An 18,083-nucleotide genomic window follows, 5' to 3' on the forward strand; every position below is an offset into this window, starting at 1 on the left:
AAAAATAACTGATATTGAAAGATGTATAGATTCCATGGATACATCATTAATGCTAAATGAAAAATTAAGTATATCTCTATAGTAATTTATCTTGATATAAGTAATATATACTACCAAGTCTACGATAGTAAGCAGTCATTTTTAAATGACGAATACACTATTTTACATATGAATAATGGTGGAGGATATGAAGCTTACGCTGGTAATCCATTGCGGGTAAGTGATGCAACAAGACCGATTCAATTTCATATAATAGCAGAGCACTTGAAAGAAGGAAAGATTACCATAACCAAAACATCGCCAAAGGATTCATATAGCAATATGTTTTCTTTATATCCTGTTATTAGTGTTAAACTTGGTAAGCCCTTTTTTATGATGCGTCATTGAAAATTAAAAAACGTACCTAATCAAAGATGATGAAGTTAATCTTCTCTCAATTAGTGATGTGTAGTATTGAGTATGTTAATCAAAAAATAAAAGTATTTATGGGAATATACAATATGCCAATTTGAGCTTATGATACTTGCCAGTGAGTTGATTTCCTTTCCGATCATCTGATAAAAACACTAGTAAGAAATTTCTGTTCAATTGCATTTTCAGTCTAGCGAATGAGTAAGATCCCGCTATATCAGTAATATTCCGGTGTGGTATTTTCATCCGATTATGTTTTTGTACGCCATTAATTCAAAATCTGTGTGTGCTTTTGTACAGAGGCGAATAACTGAATTGGAGTAAATGATATGAAAGTTAAATTATTTGTTTTAATTTTTTGTTTGATGCCCTTTTTCTTATTTGCTAAATAACAAACTACGGTTGGCTGTTTTAGTTTCGGGAAGATAAATTTAAAATTTGTTGAAGTATCTTCTGGTGATGTTGTTTTAGGTTATGTGGTTTATGGAATATCCTCAAATTTCATACCTCTTGCATTTACGAAAAAATTGGAAGTGACTTTCGATGATAGACCTTCAGAGTTTACATATACATGGAGTGAGGTTATAGGATGTAAAGTCAACGGATTGTATGTTGTTGCTACGCAGGGTGCAAGATTTAATAGCTCTTACTATAAATCGAAAAGTGGAAAAATAACTGAGTTTGAAGAAAATATTGAGGCATATAATAGTGATGGTACTGATTGCAAATGGCCTGGATAAATAATTAATGAACATGCCGGTTCAGCAGTGTGTGAGATTTCTGGGATACAATATCGACGTTTTTGAAGAAACATTGCCAGATATAGCAAGGCTGGTCGCATCCAGAATTAATGATAATTTCCAGATACCGAAGCAAGTGTCTTGAAGTTCATTGTGTATATACCCATCATACTTCAAGTTGCATGTGCTGCGTCTGCGAGTTATTCGGCCCATCCATGGGCCTCACCCCTTACGGGACCGCTGCAAGCAGCGTTCAAATCCGCTCCATGCGGATTTGTCGCTCACCCCAGTAAGTGACTGGGGATGACTGAAAGGCAGGATGCCTTTCACCGAAGGCCAGCCAGAGGCTGGTCAAATTCGTTCCCGACGAATTTGTCACTCGCCTGTCGCGTTACTCGGCCTTAGGCCTCACCCTTTCAGGGTCAACGCAAGCGTTGTTCAAAACGCCACTGGCGTTTTGTCCTGCAACTCGAATTATTATAGTATGGAATCTTAAGCCGGATGGTGATGTCACTCATCCGGCTATCCCTGAATAACTTGCCAACGCATATGCAACTTGAAGTATGACGGGTATAAATGATCTTTATGAAACAGGCACCGTGTCCCTCATTACCGCGTCTTAACCCACTCCGCCACTTCCGCCCACTCACCGCGAAAGACAACTTTTTCCGCTTTTTTCTCAAGCTGATAGCGATACATCGGGTCGTAATATTCTTCAAGTAACGGCACCAGCCAGGCCAGATGACCGTCGGTGCTACCGGTTACGAGTTGCGTTGTCAGCGCCGCATCCAGCCTTGCAGCCAGTTCGTTATAGCGTTGTAGCCCCAGCCGACGCTTAATCGCCGAAAGTCCGTGATGCAGGTATTCGCAATACGCTTGCCAGCCCTGTTCGTCGCCGTACGCGTGGGTAAAATCATGATGCATACGCAGGAAATATTCTTCGTTCAGGCGTTCAAGACGGATCTCGAACGGATCTTCTACCACTGCAATCGCCGCCTGCGTCATGCGTTCGCGCAGGCATTCCGGCAGGTGATTCGAACCGATCATCCGGCTTTCATCTTCCAGCACCCACAGGTGCAGCTCCTGACGGGCGTCGGTTTTTAGCATTTCGGCAGCCAGCAGGTTTTCAAAACTCGCCTGGCTAAGTTGTGGTTGTAACGTGCGACCAAAAGCAGAGCCGCGGTGACGCGCCAGCCCTTCCAGATCAACACCGTTCGGTTGCTGTTGCACTAACAGCGTTTTGCCGCTGCCGGTACAACCGCCAATCAGCACTATCGGTTTGTGTGACAGTTCAATAGTTGCCTGAATCGCGGCCTGGCGCAGTGCCTTATAACCGCCTTCCACTAGCGGATAATCAATCCCCGCTTCATGCAACCAGCGTTGCACAATATGTGAACGTTGACCGCCTCGGGCGCAGCAGAGAATACCTTGCGGGTTTTGCAGGCACGCAGCCCGCCAGGCGTCCATGCGCTGCTGACGAATTTCACCCGCCACCAGTTTATGCCCCAGCGCCAGCGCCGCGTCTGACCCTTGCTGTTTGTAGCAGGTGCCAACGGCGGCGCGTTCATCGTTATTCATTAACGGCAGGTTGATAGCGGCGGGCATTGCGCCTTGCTCAAACTCGATGGGGGCGCGAACATCAATAATGGGCGTATCAGCAATCAGCAGGGCACGATAGTCCTGTTCCGTGTGTCTCTCTTGCATAGTTAAAAGTGAACCTCAAATCAGCTTGCACGCTATTTTACGCGCCAACGCGCAAGGAAACTTGATTTTTAACTGCGTGGGTTGCCGAAAATTTCTAAAAATCCGCTGATTTCCGGCCTGCGCTGGGTAAACAAGGCCACAATATCTTCTACCGCTTTGCCGCTGCCAAATTTGCGCCATGCCAGACTCAATGGCGAAGGAGGGCGCATCGTTGGGATTACCCGGCAGATCAATTGTTGATTATCGATCATTGACTGGCAAAGTGATTTTGGCAAAAAACCAATGCCAACGCCCGCCAGATGGGCGGCGATTTTCGTTTCCATATCGGGAACAATAATCTCTTTTTGCCCCGGCAAACGCCAGGCGACGCGCTTGGTTAAGGTGCGGGCGCTGTCTTCAATATTAACCGCCGGAAAGCGCCGCAACTGCGCTTCTGTTAGCGGCTCTTCAACTTTCGCCAGCGGATGATCCGCCGCCATGACAAAGCGCCATTGCACCGATCCTAAGGGATCAAGACTAAAGGTATTTGCCAGCGCCTCGGTTCCCGTGACGCCGATAGCCAGTGAAAAACCTTCGTACAATAGCGAGTCCCAGACGCCCATATAGATTTGTCGGGAGATGTGAAACTGGGTAAAGGGGTAACGTTCATTCAGCCACGCCAGCAGCTGGGCGACGGCCTGGGGGTTGTAGAGCAGGTTGTTGATGACAATATTCACCTGGCGTTCCACGCCATCATTCACCTGTTGCAGCTCGCTGGGCATACTTTCCAGCCAGCTCAGCCAGTCTCTGGCCTGAGAAAGTAGATGCTCGCCAGCCGCTGTCAACGTCACGCTGCGAGTCGTGCGGAAAAACAGCGCCACTCCGGTATTCTCTTCCAGAAGTTTAATGCGATAACTGATCGTCGCCGTGGTTTTACATAATCGTTCTGCCGCTTTTGAAAAACTTCCTGTTTCAGCAACCGCAATGAAAGTCCGCAAGGTTTCTGGATCGAACATCTTCAGGTATCCCCTTTTAAATCCGCAAGTTGCGTGATTTTCTTATCCTCTGATTTATCAGTATTTTTACATGATAACCCTGTGTGATTTGTGGACTAAATCTAGTTTTGGAAAAATATTCCAACATTTGTATTGATGTTGTTCTCTTAAGGTTTTAGATTGCCTGTTATTGAACCACATTGACCGGTCGGCGGTGGTTGAACGGAATTATGTTACAAGGACAAAAAGATGAAACTTCAGGTATTACCGTTAAGTCAGGAAGCCTTTAGTGCTTATGGCGACGTAATCGAAACGCAGCAACGGGATTTTTTCCATATTAACAATGGCCTGGTGGAGCGTTACCACGATTTGGCGCTGGTTGAGATTCTTGAGCAAGACCGTACGCTTATCAGCATTAACCGCGCGCAACCGGCGAATCTGCCGCTGACCATTCACGAACTCGAACGTCATCCGCTGGGCACTCAGGCCTTTATTCCGATGAAAGGGGAAGTGTTTGTGGTGGTCGTGGCGTTAGGTGACGACAAACCAGACCTGTCAACCCTGCGGGCGTTTATTACCAACGGTGAACAGGGAGTGAATTACCATCGTAACGTCTGGCATCACCCACTTTTCGCCTGGCAGCGCGTCACCGATTTTCTGACCATCGATCGCGGCGGCAGTGACAACTGTGATGTTGAAAGTATTCCTGAACAGGAACTCTGTTTTGCGTGACGCCTGCAACCGACTTGCATAAGATAAACTAATTGTTCATTGTTTATGCTCACTTGTAGGTCGGAGTTAACGTAGGTATGACGGAAGTTAGACGGCGCGGCAGGCCAGGACAGGCGGAGCCTGTGGCACAAAAGGGCGCACAGGCGTTAGAGCGGGGAATTGCGATTCTGCAATATCTGGAAAAAAGTGGGGGAAGTTCGTCGGTTAGCGATATTTCTCTCAATCTGGATTTGCCGCTCTCCACGACCTTTCGCTTGCTGAAGGTTTTACAGGCAGCGGATTTTGTCTATCAGGACAGTCAGTTAGGCTGGTGGCATATAGGATTAGGTGTCTTTAACGTCGGTGCGGCGTACATCCATAACCGCGATGTCCTCTCCGTCGCTGGGCCATTTATGCGCCGCCTGATGTTACTTTCCGGCGAAACGGTCAATGTCGCGATTCGTAACGGCAATGAAGCAGTATTAATTGGTCAATTAGAGTGTAAATCGATGGTCAGGATGTGTGCGCCGCTGGGCAGTCGTCTGCCGCTGCATGCTTCCGGTGCGGGCAAAGCGCTGCTTTATCCGCTGGCGGAAGAGGAGTTGATGAGCATCATTCTGCAAACCGGTTTGCAGCAGTTTACGCCAACTACGCTTGTGGATATGCCCACCTTGCTGAAGGACCTGGAACAAGCGCGTGAACTGGGCTATACCGTAGATAAAGAAGAGCATGTTGTAGGTCTGAATTGCATAGCTTCAGCAATTTACGATGATGTAGGTAGCGTTGTTGCCGCTATCTCCATCTCCGGGCCTTCATCAAGACTGACAGAAGATCGTTTTGTCAGTCAGGGTGAGCTGGTCAGAGACACCGCCCGCGATATCAGCACGGCGTTGGGACTGAAAGCACATCCATAGTGTCTGTCGCATCCCGCTCTGCGGAGCGGGTTTTTTTGACAAAATTTGAAAGTTGGAAAATTTTTCCAATTAATAGAGGTAGGAATAAAATGGCAAAAATGAGAGCCGTTGACGCGGCAATGTATGTGCTGGAGAAAGAAGGTATTACCACCGCCTTCGGCGTTCCGGGGGCTGCAATCAATCCGTTCTACTCAGCGATGCGTAAGCACGGCGGTATTCGTCACATTCTGGCGCGTCATGTGGAAGGTGCTTCGCACATGGCGGAAGGTTATACCCGCGCAACGGCAGGGAATATCGGCGTATGTCTGGGGACTTCCGGTCCTGCGGGCACGGACATGATCACCGCGCTCTATTCTGCTTCTGCTGATTCCATTCCTATTCTGTGCATTACCGGCCAGGCACCGCGCGCCCGTCTGCATAAAGAAGATTTTCAGGCCGTAGATATCGAAGCTATCGCTAAACCGGTCAGCAAAATGGCGGTTACAGTTCGTGAAGCGGCGCTGGTGCCTCGCGTGCTGCAACAGGCATTTCACCTGATGCGTTCTGGTCGTCCGGGTCCGGTACTGGTGGATTTACCGTTCGACGTTCAGGTGGCGGAAATCGAGTTTGATCCTGACATGTACGAACCGCTGCCGGTCTATAAACCTGCTGCCAGCCGTATGCAGATTGAAAAAGCGGTCGAAATGTTAATCCAGGCTGAACGTCCGGTGATTGTTGCTGGGGGCGGGGTCATCAATGCTGACGCAGCTGCACTGTTACAACAGTTTGCTGAACTGACCAGCGTTCCGGTGATCCCAACGCTGATGGGCTGGGGCTGTATCCCGGACGATCATGAACTGATGGCCGGGATGGTGGGTCTGCAAACCGCGCATCGTTACGGTAACGCAACGCTGCTGGCGTCCGACCTGGTGTTTGGTATCGGTAACCGTTTCGCCAATCGTCATACCGGTTCGGTAGAGAAATACACCGAAGGGCGCAAAATCGTCCATATCGATATTGAGCCGACGCAAATTGGCCGCGTGCTGTGCCCGGATCTGGGGATTGTCTCTGATGCTAAAGCTGCCCTGACTTTACTGGTTGAAGTGGCGCAGGAGATGCAAAAAGCGGGTCGTCTGCCGTGTCGTAAAGAATGGGTCGCCGACTGCCAGCAGCGCAAACGCACTTTGCTGCGCAAAACCCACTTCGACAATGTGCCGGTGAAACCGCAGCGCGTGTATGAAGAGATGAACAAAGCCTTTGGTCGCGATGTTTGTTATGTCACCACCATTGGTCTGTCACAAATCGCTGCGGCACAAATGCTGCATGTCTTTAAAGACCGCCACTGGATCAACTGTGGGCAGGCAGGCCCGTTGGGCTGGACCATTCCGGCAGCGCTGGGCGTGTGTGCCGCTGATCCAGAGCGCAATGTGGTGGCGATTTCCGGTGACTTCGACTTCCAGTTCCTGATTGAAGAATTAGCCGTTGGCGCACAGTTCAACATTCCGTACATCCATGTGCTGGTGAATAACGCCTATCTGGGTCTGATTCGTCAGTCGCAACGCGCCTTTGATATGGATTACTGCGTACAGCTCGCATTCGAAAATATTAACTCCAGCGAAGTGAACGGTTACGGCGTAGACCACGTAAAAGTAGCGGAAGGTTTAGGTTGTAAAGCGATTCGTGTTTTCAAACCGGAAGATATTGCTCCGGCATTTGAACAGGCGAAAGCATTAATGAATCAATACCGTGTTCCGGTAGTTGTGGAAGTTATTCTCGAACGTGTGACCAATATTTCGATGGGCAGCGAACTGGATAATGTCATGGAATTTGAAGATATCGCCGATAACGCAGTGGATGCACCGACTGAAACCTGCTTCATGCACTATGAATAAGGGAGATAAATAATGTTACGTTTCTCTGCGAATTTATCGATGTTATTTGGTGAATATGATTTTCTCGCCCGTTTTGAGAAAGCAGCGCAGTGTGGTTTTCGCGGCGTTGAATTTATGTTTCCTTATGACTACGACATTGAAGAATTAAAACAGGTGCTGGCGAGTAATAAACTCGAACATACTCTGCACAATTTACCGGCGGGTGACTGGGCGGCGGGGGAGCGCGGTATTGCTTGTATTCCTGGCCGTGAAGAAGAGTTTCGGGATGGCGTAGCAGCAGCGATTCGTTATGCTCGTGCGCTGGGTAATAAAAAAATCAACTGTCTGGTCGGTAAAACGCCGGCTGGTTTCAGCAGTGAACAGATTCACGCAACGCTTGTAGAAAACCTGCGTTATGCCGCGAATATGTTGATGAAAGAAGATATTTTATTACTGATTGAACCTATTAACCATTTTGATATTCCTGGTTTCTATCTCACCGGAACTCAACAGGCGCTGAAATTGATTGATGATGTTGGTTGCTGCAATTTGAAAATTCAGTATGACATTTATCATATGCAGCGGATGGAAGGTGAATTAACCAACACTATGACTCAATGGGCCGATAAAATTGGCCACCTGCAAATTGCCGATAATCCGCATCGCGGCGAACCGGGAACCGGAGAAATTAATTATGAGTATCTCTTTACGGTAATTGAAAATTCTGACTACAACGGTTGGGTTGGGTGTGAATATAAACCCCAAACCACCACGGAAGCCGGTTTACGCTGGATGGATCCGTACCGTTAAAACGTAACGCTGTTCAGGCAATGCTTTTTTAGGCCGCTAAGTTGGCAGGGGATCGTGTTGTCTGAATTCAGGAAAATCGAAATTTAAAAGAGGTTAATTATGAAACTGGGATTTATTGGCTTAGGCATTATGGGTACACCGATGGCCATTAATCTGGCGCGTGCCGGTCATCAACTGCATGTCACAACCATTGGTCCGGTTGTTGATGAATTACTGTCACTGGGTGCCGTCAGTGTTGAAACTGCGCGCCAGGTAACGGAAGCATCGGACATCATTTTTATTATGGTGCCGGATACGCCACAGGTTGAAGAAGTTCTGTTTGGTGAAAATGGTTGTACCAAAGCCTCGCTGAAGGGCAAAACCATTGTTGATATGAGCTCCATTTCCCCGATTGAAACTAAGCGTTTCGCTCGTCAGGTGAATGAACTGGGCGGCGATTATCTCGATGCGCCCGTCTCCGGCGGTGAAATCGGCGCGCGTGAAGGGACGTTGTCGATTATGGTTGGCGGCGACGAAGCGGTATTTGAACGTGTTAAACCGCTGTTTGAATTGCTCGGTAAAAATATCACCCTCGTGGGCGGTAACGGCGACGGCCAGACCTGCAAAGTGGCAAATCAGATTATCGTGGCGCTCAATATTGAAGCGGTTTCTGAAGCCCTGCTGTTTGCTTCAAAAGCCGGAGCGGATCCGGTACGTGTGCGCCAGGCGCTGATGGGCGGCTTTGCTTCCTCACGTATTCTGGAAGTTCACGGTGAGCGCATGATTAAACGCACCTTTAATCCAGGTTTCAAAATTGCGCTGCACCAGAAAGATCTCAACCTGGCACTGCAAAGTGCGAAAGCACTGGCGCTGAACCTGCCAAACACCGCGACCTGCCAGGAATTGTTTAATACCTGTGCGGCAAACGGTGGCAGCCAGTTGGATCACTCTGCGTTAGTGCAGGCGCTGGAATTAATGGCTAACCATAAACTGGCCTGATACCCGCAATAAAAATGGCCGATATCAGAAAATGAATCGGCCAGCAATATTAAAAAAGAAAGCAGCCAAAGATGTTGCTTCAGTATTTAAAATAATATTTGTTTTTTATTTGTTCCTCATAGCTAGATTAAAAACAGCGTTATTCGATACGTGAAATTAAGAGGGATTTATGGAACATCAGAGAAAACTATTCCAGCAACGCGGCTATAGCGAAGATCTATTGCCGAAAACGCAAAGCCAGCGGACCTGGAAAACATTTAACTATTTTACCTTATGGATGGGTTCGGTTCATAACGTTCCCAATTATGTGATGGTTGGCGGCTTTTTTATTCTCGGCTTGTCTACCTTTAGTATTATGCTGGCAATTATCCTCAGTGCCTTTTTCATTGCCGCGGTAATGGTATTAAACGGTGCTACGGGCAGTAAATACGGCGTACCGTTTGCCATGATCCTGCGTGCTTCTTACGGCGTACGTGGTGCACTGTTTCCCGGATTATTAAGAGGCGGGATTGCTGCCATTATGTGGTTTGGCCTGCAATGTTACGCCGGATCGCTGGCCTGCTTGATCCTGATTGGCAAAATCTGGCCGGGATTTTTAACTCTCGGTGGTGATTTTACCCTGTTAGGGCTTTCTCTACCGGGCTTAATCACTTTCGTACTCTTCTGGCTGGTGAACGTCGGAATCGGTTTCGGTGGTGGCAAAGTTTTAAATAAATTCACCGCTATTCTTAATCCGTGTATCTATATCGTTTTCGGCGGCATGGCAATTTGGGCGATTTCGCTCGTCGGGATTGGTCCCATCTTTGACTACATCCCGAGCGGTATTCAGAAAGCAGAAAACAGTGGCTTCCTGTTTTTGGTGGTGATCAACGCGGTGGTTGCGGTCTGGGCGGCACCGGCGGTGAGCGCATCCGACTTTACGCAAAACGCCCACTCGTTTCGTGAGCAGGCGCTGGGGCAAACGCTGGGTTTAGTTGTGGCCTATATTCTGTTTGCGGTCGCCGGGGTATGTATTATTGCCGGAGCCAGTATTCACTACGGCGCTGACACCTGGAACGTGCTGGATATTGTTCAGCGTTGGGATAGCCTGTTTGCCTCGTTCTTTGCGGTACTGGTTATTCTGATGACGACCATTTCCACTAATGCCACCGGTAATATTATTCCAGCCGGATATCAGATTGCCGCTATTGCGCCGACGAAACTGACTTATAAAAATGGCGTACTGATTGCCAGTATTATTAGCCTGCTGATCTGCCCGTGGAAGTTAATGGAAAATCAGGACAGTATTTATCTGTTCCTCGATATTATCGGCGGAATGCTTGGTCCGGTCATTGGTGTGATGATGGCGCATTATTTTGTGGTGATGCGTGGGCAAATTAATCTTGATGAGCTGTACACCGCAGCAGGCGATTATAAATATTATGATAACGGCTTTAACCTCACCGCGTTCTCAGTAACTTTGGTCGCCGTTATTTTATCTCTCGGTGGTAAATTTATTCCGTTCATGGAGCCTTTATCACGCATTTCATGGTTTGTCGGCGTTATTGTCGCCTTTGCGGCCTACGCCTTATTAAAGAAACGTACTGCAGCAGAAAAAACAGGAGAACAAAAAGTCACAGGTTAATTAATCCCGATATTGAACATTGAGTTAAAAAACCAATCTGTATTTTACAAGGAGTTTGTTATGTCTTTTGATTTAATCATTAAAAACGGCACCGTTATTTTAGAAAACGAAGCTCGCGTTGTAGATATCGCCGTTAAAGGCGGAAAAATTGCTGCTATCGGTCAGGATCTGGGCGATGCAAAAGAAGTTATGGATGCGTCTGGTCTGGTGGTTTCGCCAGGCATGGTTGATGCGCACACCCATATTTCTGAACCGGGTCGTAGCCACTGGGAAGGTTATGAAACGGGTACTCGCGCAGCGGCAAAAGGGGGTATCACCACCATGATCGAAATGCCGCTCAACCAGCTGCCTGCAACGGTTGACCGCGCATCGATTGAACTGAAGTTTGATGCCGCTAAAGGCAAGCTGACTATCGATGCGGCGCAACTCGGTGGCCTGGTGTCTTACAACATCGACCGTCTGCATGAGCTGGATGAAGTGGGCGTTGTCGGCTTCAAATGCTTCGTTGCAACCTGTGGCGATCGCGGTATCGACAACGACTTCCGTGACGTAAACGACTGGCAGTTTTTCAAAGGCGCACAGAAGCTGGGCGAACTGGGTCAGCCAGTGCTGGTGCACTGCGAAAATGCGCTGATCTGTGACGAACTGGGCGAAGAAGCGAAGCGCGAAGGTCGCGTAACCGCTCATGACTATGTGGCTTCGCGTCCGGTGTTTACCGAAGTGGAAGCGATTCGCCGCGTACTGTACCTGGCGAAAGTCGCCGGTTGCCGTCTGCACGTTTGCCACATCAGCAGCCCGGAAGGTGTTGAAGAGGTGACTCGTGCGCGTCAGGAAGGCCAGGACGTTACCTGTGAATCCTGCCCGCATTACTTTGTACTGGATACCGATCAGTTCGAAGAAATCGGTACTCTGGCGAAGTGTTCACCACCGATCCGCGATCTGGAAAACCAGAAAGGCATGTGGGAAAAACTGTTTAACGGTGAAATCGACTGCCTGGTTTCCGACCACTCTCCATGCCCGCCGGAAATGAAAGCAGGCAACATCATGAAAGCATGGGGCGGTATCGCCGGTCTGCAAAGCTGCATGGACGTGATGTTCGATGAAGCAGTACAGAAACGTGGTATGTCTCTGCCGATGTTCGGCAAATTAATGGCAACTAACGCAGCAGATATTTTCGGTTTGCAGCAAAAAGGCCGGATCGCCCCAGGAAAAGATGCCGACTTCGTCTTCATTCAGCCGAATAGCAGCTATGTTCTTACCAATGACGATCTGGAATATCGCCACAAAGTCAGCCCGTATGTTGGCCGTACCATTGGCGCGCGTATCACGAAAACCCTCTTACGTGGTGATGTGATTTACGACATCGAACAGGGCTTCCCTGTTGCGCCGAAAGGTCAATTTATCCTTAAACATCAGCAGTAATCTGGCCCCTGCAATGCCCGTCCTTGCGGCGGGCATTCTCCGGTTAAGGTGTGTTTATGTTCAATTTTGCAGTCAGCCGCGAAAGCCTGTTATCAGGATTTCAGTGGTTTTTCTTTATTTTTTGCAACACTGTTGTGGTTCCTCCTACGCTACTTTCTGCTTTTCAGTTGCCGCAAAGTAGCCTGCTTACGCTCACGCAATATGCTTTTCTTGCTACCGCACTGGCCTGCTTCGCTCAGGCGTTCTGCGGTCATCGTCGCGCTATTATGGAAGGGCCGGGTGGCCTGTGGTGGGGAACCATCCTTACTATCACCCTTGGCGAAGCATCGCGCGGGACACCGATCAACGATATTGCTACCAGCCTGGCGGTGGGAATTGCGCTCTCTGGCGTGCTGACGATGTTGATTGGTTTTAGCGGATTAGGTCATCGCCTGGCGTGGTTATTTACGCCGTCTGTGATGGTCTTGTTTATGTTGATGCTGGGCGCGCAGCTGACCACTATCTTTTTCAAAGGTATGCTCGGCCTGCCGTTTGGCATAGCCGACCCGAATTTTAAAATTCAGTTACCGCCGTTCGCGCTCTCGGTGGCGGTGATGTGCCTGGTACTGGCGATGATTATCTTCCTGCCGCAACGTTTTGCCCGTTATGGCCTGCTGGTCGGTACCATAACCGGCTGGTTGTTGTGGTACTTTTGCTTTCCTTCTTCGCATTCGCTCTCCGGTGAGTTGCACTGGCAGTGGTTCCCGCTCGGCAGTGGCGGTGCTTTGTCGCCGGGGATTATTCTGACGGCGGTGATTACAGGTCTGGTAAATATCAGTAATACCTACGGTGCGATTCGCGGAACGGATGTTTTTTATCCGCAACAGGGCGCGGGGAATTCGCGTTACCGGCGCAGCTTTGTGGCGACCGGATTTATGACGCTGATAACCGTGCCGTTGGCGGTAATTCCATTTTCACCGTTCGTTTCATCCATTGGTTTATTAACCCAGACTGGCGATTACACGCGGCGTTCGTTTATTTATGGCAGCGTTATTTGCCTGCTGGTGGCACTGGTTCCGGCATTCACGCGACTGTTTTGCAGTATCCCCTTACCAGTGAGTAGCGCGGTCATGCTGGTTTCTTATCTGCCTTTACTCTTTTCCGCGCTGGTGTTTAGTCAGCAAATAACGTTTACCGCTCGCAATATTTATCGACTCGCATTGCCGTTATTTGTCGGCATATTTTTAATGGCATTACCGCCTGTGTATCTGCAAGACCTTCCATTAACGCTTCGTCCTCTGCTCAGTAACGGCTTACTGGTCGGAATTTTACTGGCTGTTCTTATGGATAATCTTATTCCGTGGGAACGCATCGAATAATTTGTTGAAAAAGGATTGATAATGAAGATTGTCATTGCGCCAGACTCGTTTAAAGAGAGCTTAAGTGCAGAAAAATGTTGTCAGGCAATTAAAGCCGGGTTTTCGACCATATTTCCCGATGCGCACTATATCTGTTTGCCGATAGCGGATGGCGGCGAAGGAACGGTGGATGCGATGGTCGCAGCGACGGGCGGCAAAATCGTGACGCTTGAAGTCTGTGGGCCGACGGGGGAAACAGTGAATGCTTTTTATGGCCTTACCGGCGACGGGAAAACGGCGGTGATTGAGATGGCGGCGGCAAGTGGCCTGATGCTGGTCGAGCCTGAAAAGCGTAATCCGTTGCTGGCCTCCAGTTTTGGTACGGGGGAGTTAATTCGCCATGCGCTGGATAACGATATTCGCCATATTATTCTCGGCATTGGTGGTAGCGCGACGGTCGACGGCGGTATGGGCATGGCGCAGGCGCTTGGTGCGAGTTTCCTTGATGCCGACGGTCAGGCGCTGGCGGCTAACGGTGGCAATTTAGCGCGCGTGGCAAGCATTGAGATGGAGGAGTGCGATCCGCGCCTGGCGAACTGCCATATTGAAGTAGCGTGCGATGTAGATAATCCGTTGGTAGGGGCACGCGGCGCGGCGGCGGTGTTTGGCCCGCAAAAAGGGGCAACGCCAGAAATGGTCGAAGAGCTGGAACAGGGGCTGCAAAATTACGCCCGTGTTTTACAACAGCTAACTGAAATCAACGTCTGCCAGATGGCGGGCGGCGGTGCGGCGGGCGGTATGGGCATTGCGGCGGCGGTATTCCTCAATGCGGATATTAAACCGGGTATTGAGATTGTGTTGAATGCGGTCAATCTTGCGCAGGCGGTGCAGGGTGCAGCACTGGTGATCACCGGGGAAGGGCGCATCGACTCGCAAACGGCAGGCGGTAAAGCGCCGCTGGGTGTGGCGTCGGTGGCGAAGCAGTTTAATGTCCCGGTGGTTGGGATTGCTGGTGTATTGGGTGATGGCGTGGAAGTGGTGCACCAGTACGGCATTGACGCGGTATTCAGCATTTTGCCACGTCTGGCACCTTTAGCCGAAGTGCTCGCCAGCGGTGAAACCAATCTCTTCAACAGTGCGCGAAATATTGCCTGCGCCATTAAAATAGGTCAGGGAATTAAAAACTGACTCTTACCTTTAAAGCGGATGCGATTTATATCGCATCTTTTTTTTACCTGAATTGACTACAAAAAAAGCCACGGTATAAACCGTGGCAAAATCCAACATAGCTAAAAATAATCAGGCGTGTGGTATGACTTAAATCTCAACGTCGCGGTTACAATCCTTCGAATAAATATAACTAAACGCTTCACCACGCCCTACGCCATAACCGGCCTGTAAGGAATAAGCGCCCATAAAGATGTAATCGCCTTTTTTCACCGGGATCCAGTTATTGTCGAGGTTATAAACCCCCTGACCGGAAAGAATATAGGCACCGTGTTCCTGGACGTGAGTTTCGATATAACCGTGGCTGGCACCTGGCGCAAAAGAGAGGATATGCATGTTCATATCAAAACCTAACTCTTTGGGCAGGAAGTCCAGCAAGATCACATCGTCCATACCTTCATAGTGAATGCGTTCCAGTTCGCTGGCATTGCCAGAAACCAGCCACGGCGCATGGCCTTCTACCGGAACATAGCGGCGCTTATACAAGAATATTTGGCTGTCTTCGGCCTGAGCATTAACAAACGTCATTAAGGAACCCGGCGGGCAATAAAGATAGCCACCTTCGCTTAAGGTAAATGTTTTCCCTTCGGCTTTGGCAGTGATATTTCCAGAAATCACATACAGGAACGTTTCAATTCCTTCACCACCGAAGCCCTGTTGGTTGCCGCCGTTTTGATGCAGTGTGACCAGATAATCAACAAAAGAGGCCCCCAGCTTTGGCGTGGAGAGGATTGTCGCGTCACAATTTTCAAAGCCCGGAATAATATTTTTTACCAGACCGTCCGGGGTTAGCAGCGCGAAATTACCGTGTTTAACAATCGCACGGTTAGCCAGTAAATCATCGCGGTAACCGGTGACGTTATTTAAATATCCCATTTATAACTCCTTATTTCTGCCAGGCAAGTTGATAAAGCATGAGTGCCAACGTTTTGACCCCTTCGGCAAGGTCGGTAATATTGGTGCGTTCCGCCGGGTTATGGCTGATCCCGTTGATGCTGGGAATGAAAATTATGCAGGTCGGCACGCGAGGCGCGAAAATTTGTGCGTCGTGCCCGGCACCACTGTGCATTACCCGATAATTCAGTTTTTCGCTTTCACACAATTCTGTCAGGGTGGCGACAAGCTCCTTGTTCATCGGCACGGGTTCTTCGTCCATCCATAAATCGATATCAATACCAATGTCCATTTCATCGCAAATCGCCCGCATGTCGTTTTCTAACTGTTGGGTAAAATCGCGCAACATGGCAGTGTCGGTATGACGACAATCAATGGTGAACGTGGTTTTACCCGGCACTACATTCACCGTATTCGGGCGCGGCTCCACCTTGCCAAAGGTCAGCACCAGCGGATCGCCCATCTTTTTCGCTTTCTCAACTGACTGATGGCAAATGCGACTGAAAGCGTAAACCGTATCACGACGATAACCCATCGGCGTGGTGCCTGCATGGTTTGATTCGCCGTTCAGCGTCACCGTATAGCGACGTTGCCCGACAATTGCATTCACCACGCCAATTGACTGCCCATTACTTTCCAGCACACAGCCCTGTTCGATATGCAGTTCGACAAAGGCTTTAATATCCTGACGCGGAGTTAGTGGGGCGTTCGGCAGAGTAAATCCGCAAGCCTTCATTGCATCGACAAAACTATTTCCTTTGGCATCACAGATATTCCGCACGTCGTCAGGATTCGCCAGCCCAAAGATATTTTTACTGCCCCAGAAGACATACGGGAAGCGGCTGCCTTCTTCTTCCGCCATTGCCACCACTTCGACCGTTCGCAGCGGCGCGCCGTATTGCGTTTTCAGCCAGTCAATCGCCAGCCACGCCGCCAGTGCGCCGAATTGTCCGTCGAGGTTACCGCCGTTAACCACGGTATCAATATGCGAACCGCTCAGAATCACTTCCTGGGGGTATTCGCTGCCGTTCAGGCGGCCGTATAAATTCCCCACTTCATCGAAACGTGTTTCCAGCCCACTTGCTGCCATTCTTTTTTTAAATTGCTGCTGGGTTTCCAGCCACTCCGGCGAATAAAGTAAACGGGTCATTCCACCCGTTGGGTCAGCGCCAAAAGAGGAAAGCCAGGGCAGCGTTTCTTCTATGGCTTGACGGAAATGTGTAATCATAAGAAAGTCCTGTCTCAACAATTATTGCGCAAAGGGATTTTTCGTTTCGTATGACGTGTTATAAAGCGCGTCGGAAATTAAATACTGGTAAATATCATCAACAATTTCGATACCTTCGACGGCGGTTTTGTGTTGTTTAATATCCTGATCCTGTCCGGGATAATAAACCTGGTTAAAACCGGGCGCGGGGGTAATGGCATTTAATTCGCGCATGGTCTGGCTAAGATGTTGACGGAATAATTCGCTGGAGGAGAAAAAGTTCGGATTAATAACTACATGTAATTGCCCCAAATTACGTCCGGCGTGTAAATCGTCATACATCGAACTGACCTGACGCCCGAACGGTAAGCCGAGTAAGACGCCTGAGAGGACGTCGATCATCATCATCAGGCCATAACCTTTCGGTCCGGCAGCCGGGAGCAGGGCGTTAACCGCGAAGGGATCGGTTGTTGGTGCACCGTTTTTATCGACCGCCCAAGTATCCGGGATAGACATATTGCGCGAGCGTGCATCGAGAACTTTCCCCCACGCCTGTACGGTAGTCGCCATATCAAAAGTAAGAATCTCGTCGCCTTCTCCCGGCGCGGCAAAGGCCAGTGGGTTAGTGCCGTAGTAAATTTCCGCGCCGCCAAACGGCACCACCATTGGATCGGACTGGCACATCGAAATGCCAATCAATCCGGCGCGGGCTGCCTGCTGCACAAAATAAGAGATTGCGCCGCTGTGACCCATCCGGCTGATACCGACCACCGCAACGCCTTTTTGCTGGGCGGTTTTGATGGCATGTTCCATACCCATTTTTGCCGCGACCTGTCCGGCGGCATTGTCGGCATGTAAAATTGCCGAGCACGGTCCGGTTTCTTCAAGACGAAACTCTGGTTCGCGGTTGGTGCCGCCTTTTTATATGCGCTCTGCGTAGTATTCAACGCGCACCGCGCCATGAGAGTGGATCCCTCTGGCATCGGCGTAAACCAATACTTCAGCCACGGTTGCAGCGTGCTCACGTTTTAACCCAGCCTGGCAGAGTTTATTCTCGATTAGCTGGTGGAGTGTTTCCCGACTGATTTTCATCTGTCTTCCTTTTTAACGACGGTGTGAAGCATGACTGCAATTAACATACAGGGAAAATATCTGGATTATGTGATCCAGACAGGCAAAAAAATATAGTTAGAATTTATTTGATAATCCGCTCGCTTTTAACCTGGTTTTTAAAACAACTATGCTTATTAAAAAATAACGCGTAATAGTCTGGCGGTTAT

The 18,083-nt window shown here is 49.1% G+C and carries 13 protein-coding genes and 1 pseudogene; 9 read left to right on the top strand and 5 right to left on the bottom strand.

Features of this window, described 5'->3' with window-relative positions; genetic code table 11:
* Positions 1 to 1,760 precede the first annotated feature (1,760 nt).
* Both mnmH and allS read right to left on the bottom strand, forming a co-directional pair.
* Entirely contained in the window at positions 1,761 to 2,855 is a 1,095-nt protein-coding gene (gene mnmH, locus QUE74_RS02990; protein WP_001157975.1) for a tRNA 2-selenouridine(34) synthase MnmH, read from the bottom strand.
* Positions 2,856 to 2,923: 68 nt separating this feature from the next.
* The gene (gene allS / locus QUE74_RS02995; RefSeq protein WP_000460133.1) at positions 2,924 to 3,850 is read right to left on the bottom strand and encodes an HTH-type transcriptional activator AllS; all 927 of its coding nucleotides are present in this window, start codon (positions 3,848 to 3,850) and stop codon (positions 2,924 to 2,926) included.
* A gap of 228 nt (positions 3,851 to 4,078) precedes the next feature.
* On the opposite strand from allS, the gene allA reads away from it, so the two are divergent.
* The 9 genes from allA to glxK all read left to right on the top strand — a co-directional run bounded on the left by allA (position 4,079) and on the right by glxK (position 14,663).
* Positions 4,079 to 4,561: an ureidoglycolate lyase gene (gene allA / locus QUE74_RS03000; protein ID WP_000776388.1), complete on the top strand. Its 483-nt coding sequence runs from the start codon at positions 4,079 to 4,081 to the stop codon at positions 4,559 to 4,561.
* 77 nt (positions 4,562 to 4,638) lie between these two features.
* On the top strand, positions 4,639 to 5,454 hold the full coding sequence (gene allR, locus QUE74_RS03005; protein ID WP_000141275.1) for an HTH-type transcriptional repressor AllR: 816 nt from the start codon (positions 4,639 to 4,641) through the stop codon (positions 5,452 to 5,454).
* A gap of 89 nt (positions 5,455 to 5,543) precedes the next feature.
* Positions 5,544 to 7,325 (top strand): glyoxylate carboligase, encoded by a 1,782-nt coding sequence (gene gcl, locus QUE74_RS03010; protein ID WP_001355189.1) that lies wholly within the window; start codon positions 5,544 to 5,546, stop codon positions 7,323 to 7,325.
* Positions 7,326 to 7,337: 12 nt separating this feature from the next.
* On the top strand, positions 7,338 to 8,114 hold the full coding sequence (gene hyi / locus QUE74_RS03015; RefSeq protein WP_000943562.1) for a hydroxypyruvate isomerase: 777 nt from the start codon (positions 7,338 to 7,340) through the stop codon (positions 8,112 to 8,114).
* A gap of 99 nt (positions 8,115 to 8,213) precedes the next feature.
* Positions 8,214 to 9,092 carry a 2-hydroxy-3-oxopropionate reductase gene (glxR, locus tag QUE74_RS03020; protein WP_000765850.1) on the top strand — a complete coding sequence of 293 codons (879 nt, stop codon included), beginning with the start codon at positions 8,214 to 8,216 and terminating at the stop codon, positions 9,090 to 9,092.
* Between the two features lie 169 nt (positions 9,093 to 9,261).
* A complete protein-coding gene (locus QUE74_RS03025; RefSeq protein ID WP_000401157.1) occupies positions 9,262 to 10,716 on the top strand; it encodes an allantoin transporter in 1,455 nt (484 codons plus the stop codon).
* 60 nt (positions 10,717 to 10,776) lie between these two features.
* Complete coding sequence (allB, locus tag QUE74_RS03030; RefSeq protein WP_000006898.1) at positions 10,777 to 12,138, top strand: allantoinase AllB; 1,362 nt, start codon at positions 10,777 to 10,779, stop codon at positions 12,136 to 12,138.
* Positions 12,139 to 12,194: 56 nt separating this feature from the next.
* On the top strand, positions 12,195 to 13,496 hold the full coding sequence (locus tag QUE74_RS03035) for a uracil/xanthine transporter (protein ID WP_001355190.1): 1,302 nt from the start codon (positions 12,195 to 12,197) through the stop codon (positions 13,494 to 13,496).
* A 21-nt stretch (positions 13,497 to 13,517) separates the two neighbouring features.
* Positions 13,518 to 14,663, top strand: a complete 1,146-nt coding sequence (glxK, locus tag QUE74_RS03040) for a glycerate 3-kinase (RefSeq protein ID WP_001355191.1) — start codon at positions 13,518 to 13,520, stop codon at positions 14,661 to 14,663.
* 129 nt (positions 14,664 to 14,792) lie between these two features.
* Here the strand turns inward: glxK and allE are convergent, their stop codons facing one another.
* From allE to allD, 3 genes and pseudogenes are all read right to left on the bottom strand, one after another.
* Positions 14,793 to 15,578 carry a (S)-ureidoglycine aminohydrolase gene (allE, locus tag QUE74_RS03045; RefSeq protein WP_000540959.1) on the bottom strand — a complete coding sequence of 262 codons (786 nt, stop codon included), beginning with the start codon at positions 15,576 to 15,578 and terminating at the stop codon, positions 14,793 to 14,795.
* Positions 15,579 to 15,588: 10 nt separating this feature from the next.
* A complete protein-coding gene (allC, locus tag QUE74_RS03050; protein WP_001355192.1) occupies positions 15,589 to 16,824 on the bottom strand; it encodes an allantoate deiminase in 1,236 nt (411 codons plus the stop codon).
* 21 nt (positions 16,825 to 16,845) lie between these two features.
* Positions 16,846 to 17,895, bottom strand: a pseudogene (gene allD / locus QUE74_RS03055) (ureidoglycolate dehydrogenase).
* Positions 17,896 to 18,083: the final 188 nt, after the last annotated feature.

The sequence above is a fragment of the Escherichia sp. 10290 genome, assembly GCF_030295155.1.
GTDB lineage: Bacteria > Pseudomonadota > Gammaproteobacteria > Enterobacterales > Enterobacteriaceae > Escherichia > Escherichia coli_F.

Bases quoted from the DNA above. Each gene is read 5' to 3' on its own strand.
- mnmH (WP_001157975.1), bottom strand. From the start codon at position 2,855: ATGCAAGAGAGACACACGGAACAGGACTATCGTGCCCTGCTGATTGCT.
- allS (WP_000460133.1), bottom strand. From the start codon at position 3,850: ATGTTCGATCCAGAAACCTTGCGGACTTTCATTGCGGTTGCTGAAACA.
- allA (WP_000776388.1), top strand. From the start codon at position 4,079: ATGAAACTTCAGGTATTACCGTTAAGTCAGGAAGCCTTTAGTGCTTAT.
- allR (WP_000141275.1), top strand. From the start codon at position 4,639: ATGACGGAAGTTAGACGGCGCGGCAGGCCAGGACAGGCGGAGCCTGTG.
- gcl (WP_001355189.1), top strand. From the start codon at position 5,544: ATGGCAAAAATGAGAGCCGTTGACGCGGCAATGTATGTGCTGGAGAAA.
- hyi (WP_000943562.1), top strand. From the start codon at position 7,338: ATGTTACGTTTCTCTGCGAATTTATCGATGTTATTTGGTGAATATGAT.
- glxR (WP_000765850.1), top strand. From the start codon at position 8,214: ATGAAACTGGGATTTATTGGCTTAGGCATTATGGGTACACCGATGGCC.
- QUE74_RS03025 (WP_000401157.1), top strand. From the start codon at position 9,262: ATGGAACATCAGAGAAAACTATTCCAGCAACGCGGCTATAGCGAAGAT.
- allB (WP_000006898.1), top strand. From the start codon at position 10,777: ATGTCTTTTGATTTAATCATTAAAAACGGCACCGTTATTTTAGAAAAC.
- QUE74_RS03035 (WP_001355190.1), top strand. From the start codon at position 12,195: ATGTTCAATTTTGCAGTCAGCCGCGAAAGCCTGTTATCAGGATTTCAG.
- glxK (WP_001355191.1), top strand. From the start codon at position 13,518: ATGAAGATTGTCATTGCGCCAGACTCGTTTAAAGAGAGCTTAAGTGCA.
- allE (WP_000540959.1), bottom strand. From the start codon at position 15,578: ATGGGATATTTAAATAACGTCACCGGTTACCGCGATGATTTACTGGCT.
- allC (WP_001355192.1), bottom strand. From the start codon at position 16,824: ATGATTACACATTTCCGTCAAGCCATAGAAGAAACGCTGCCCTGGCTT.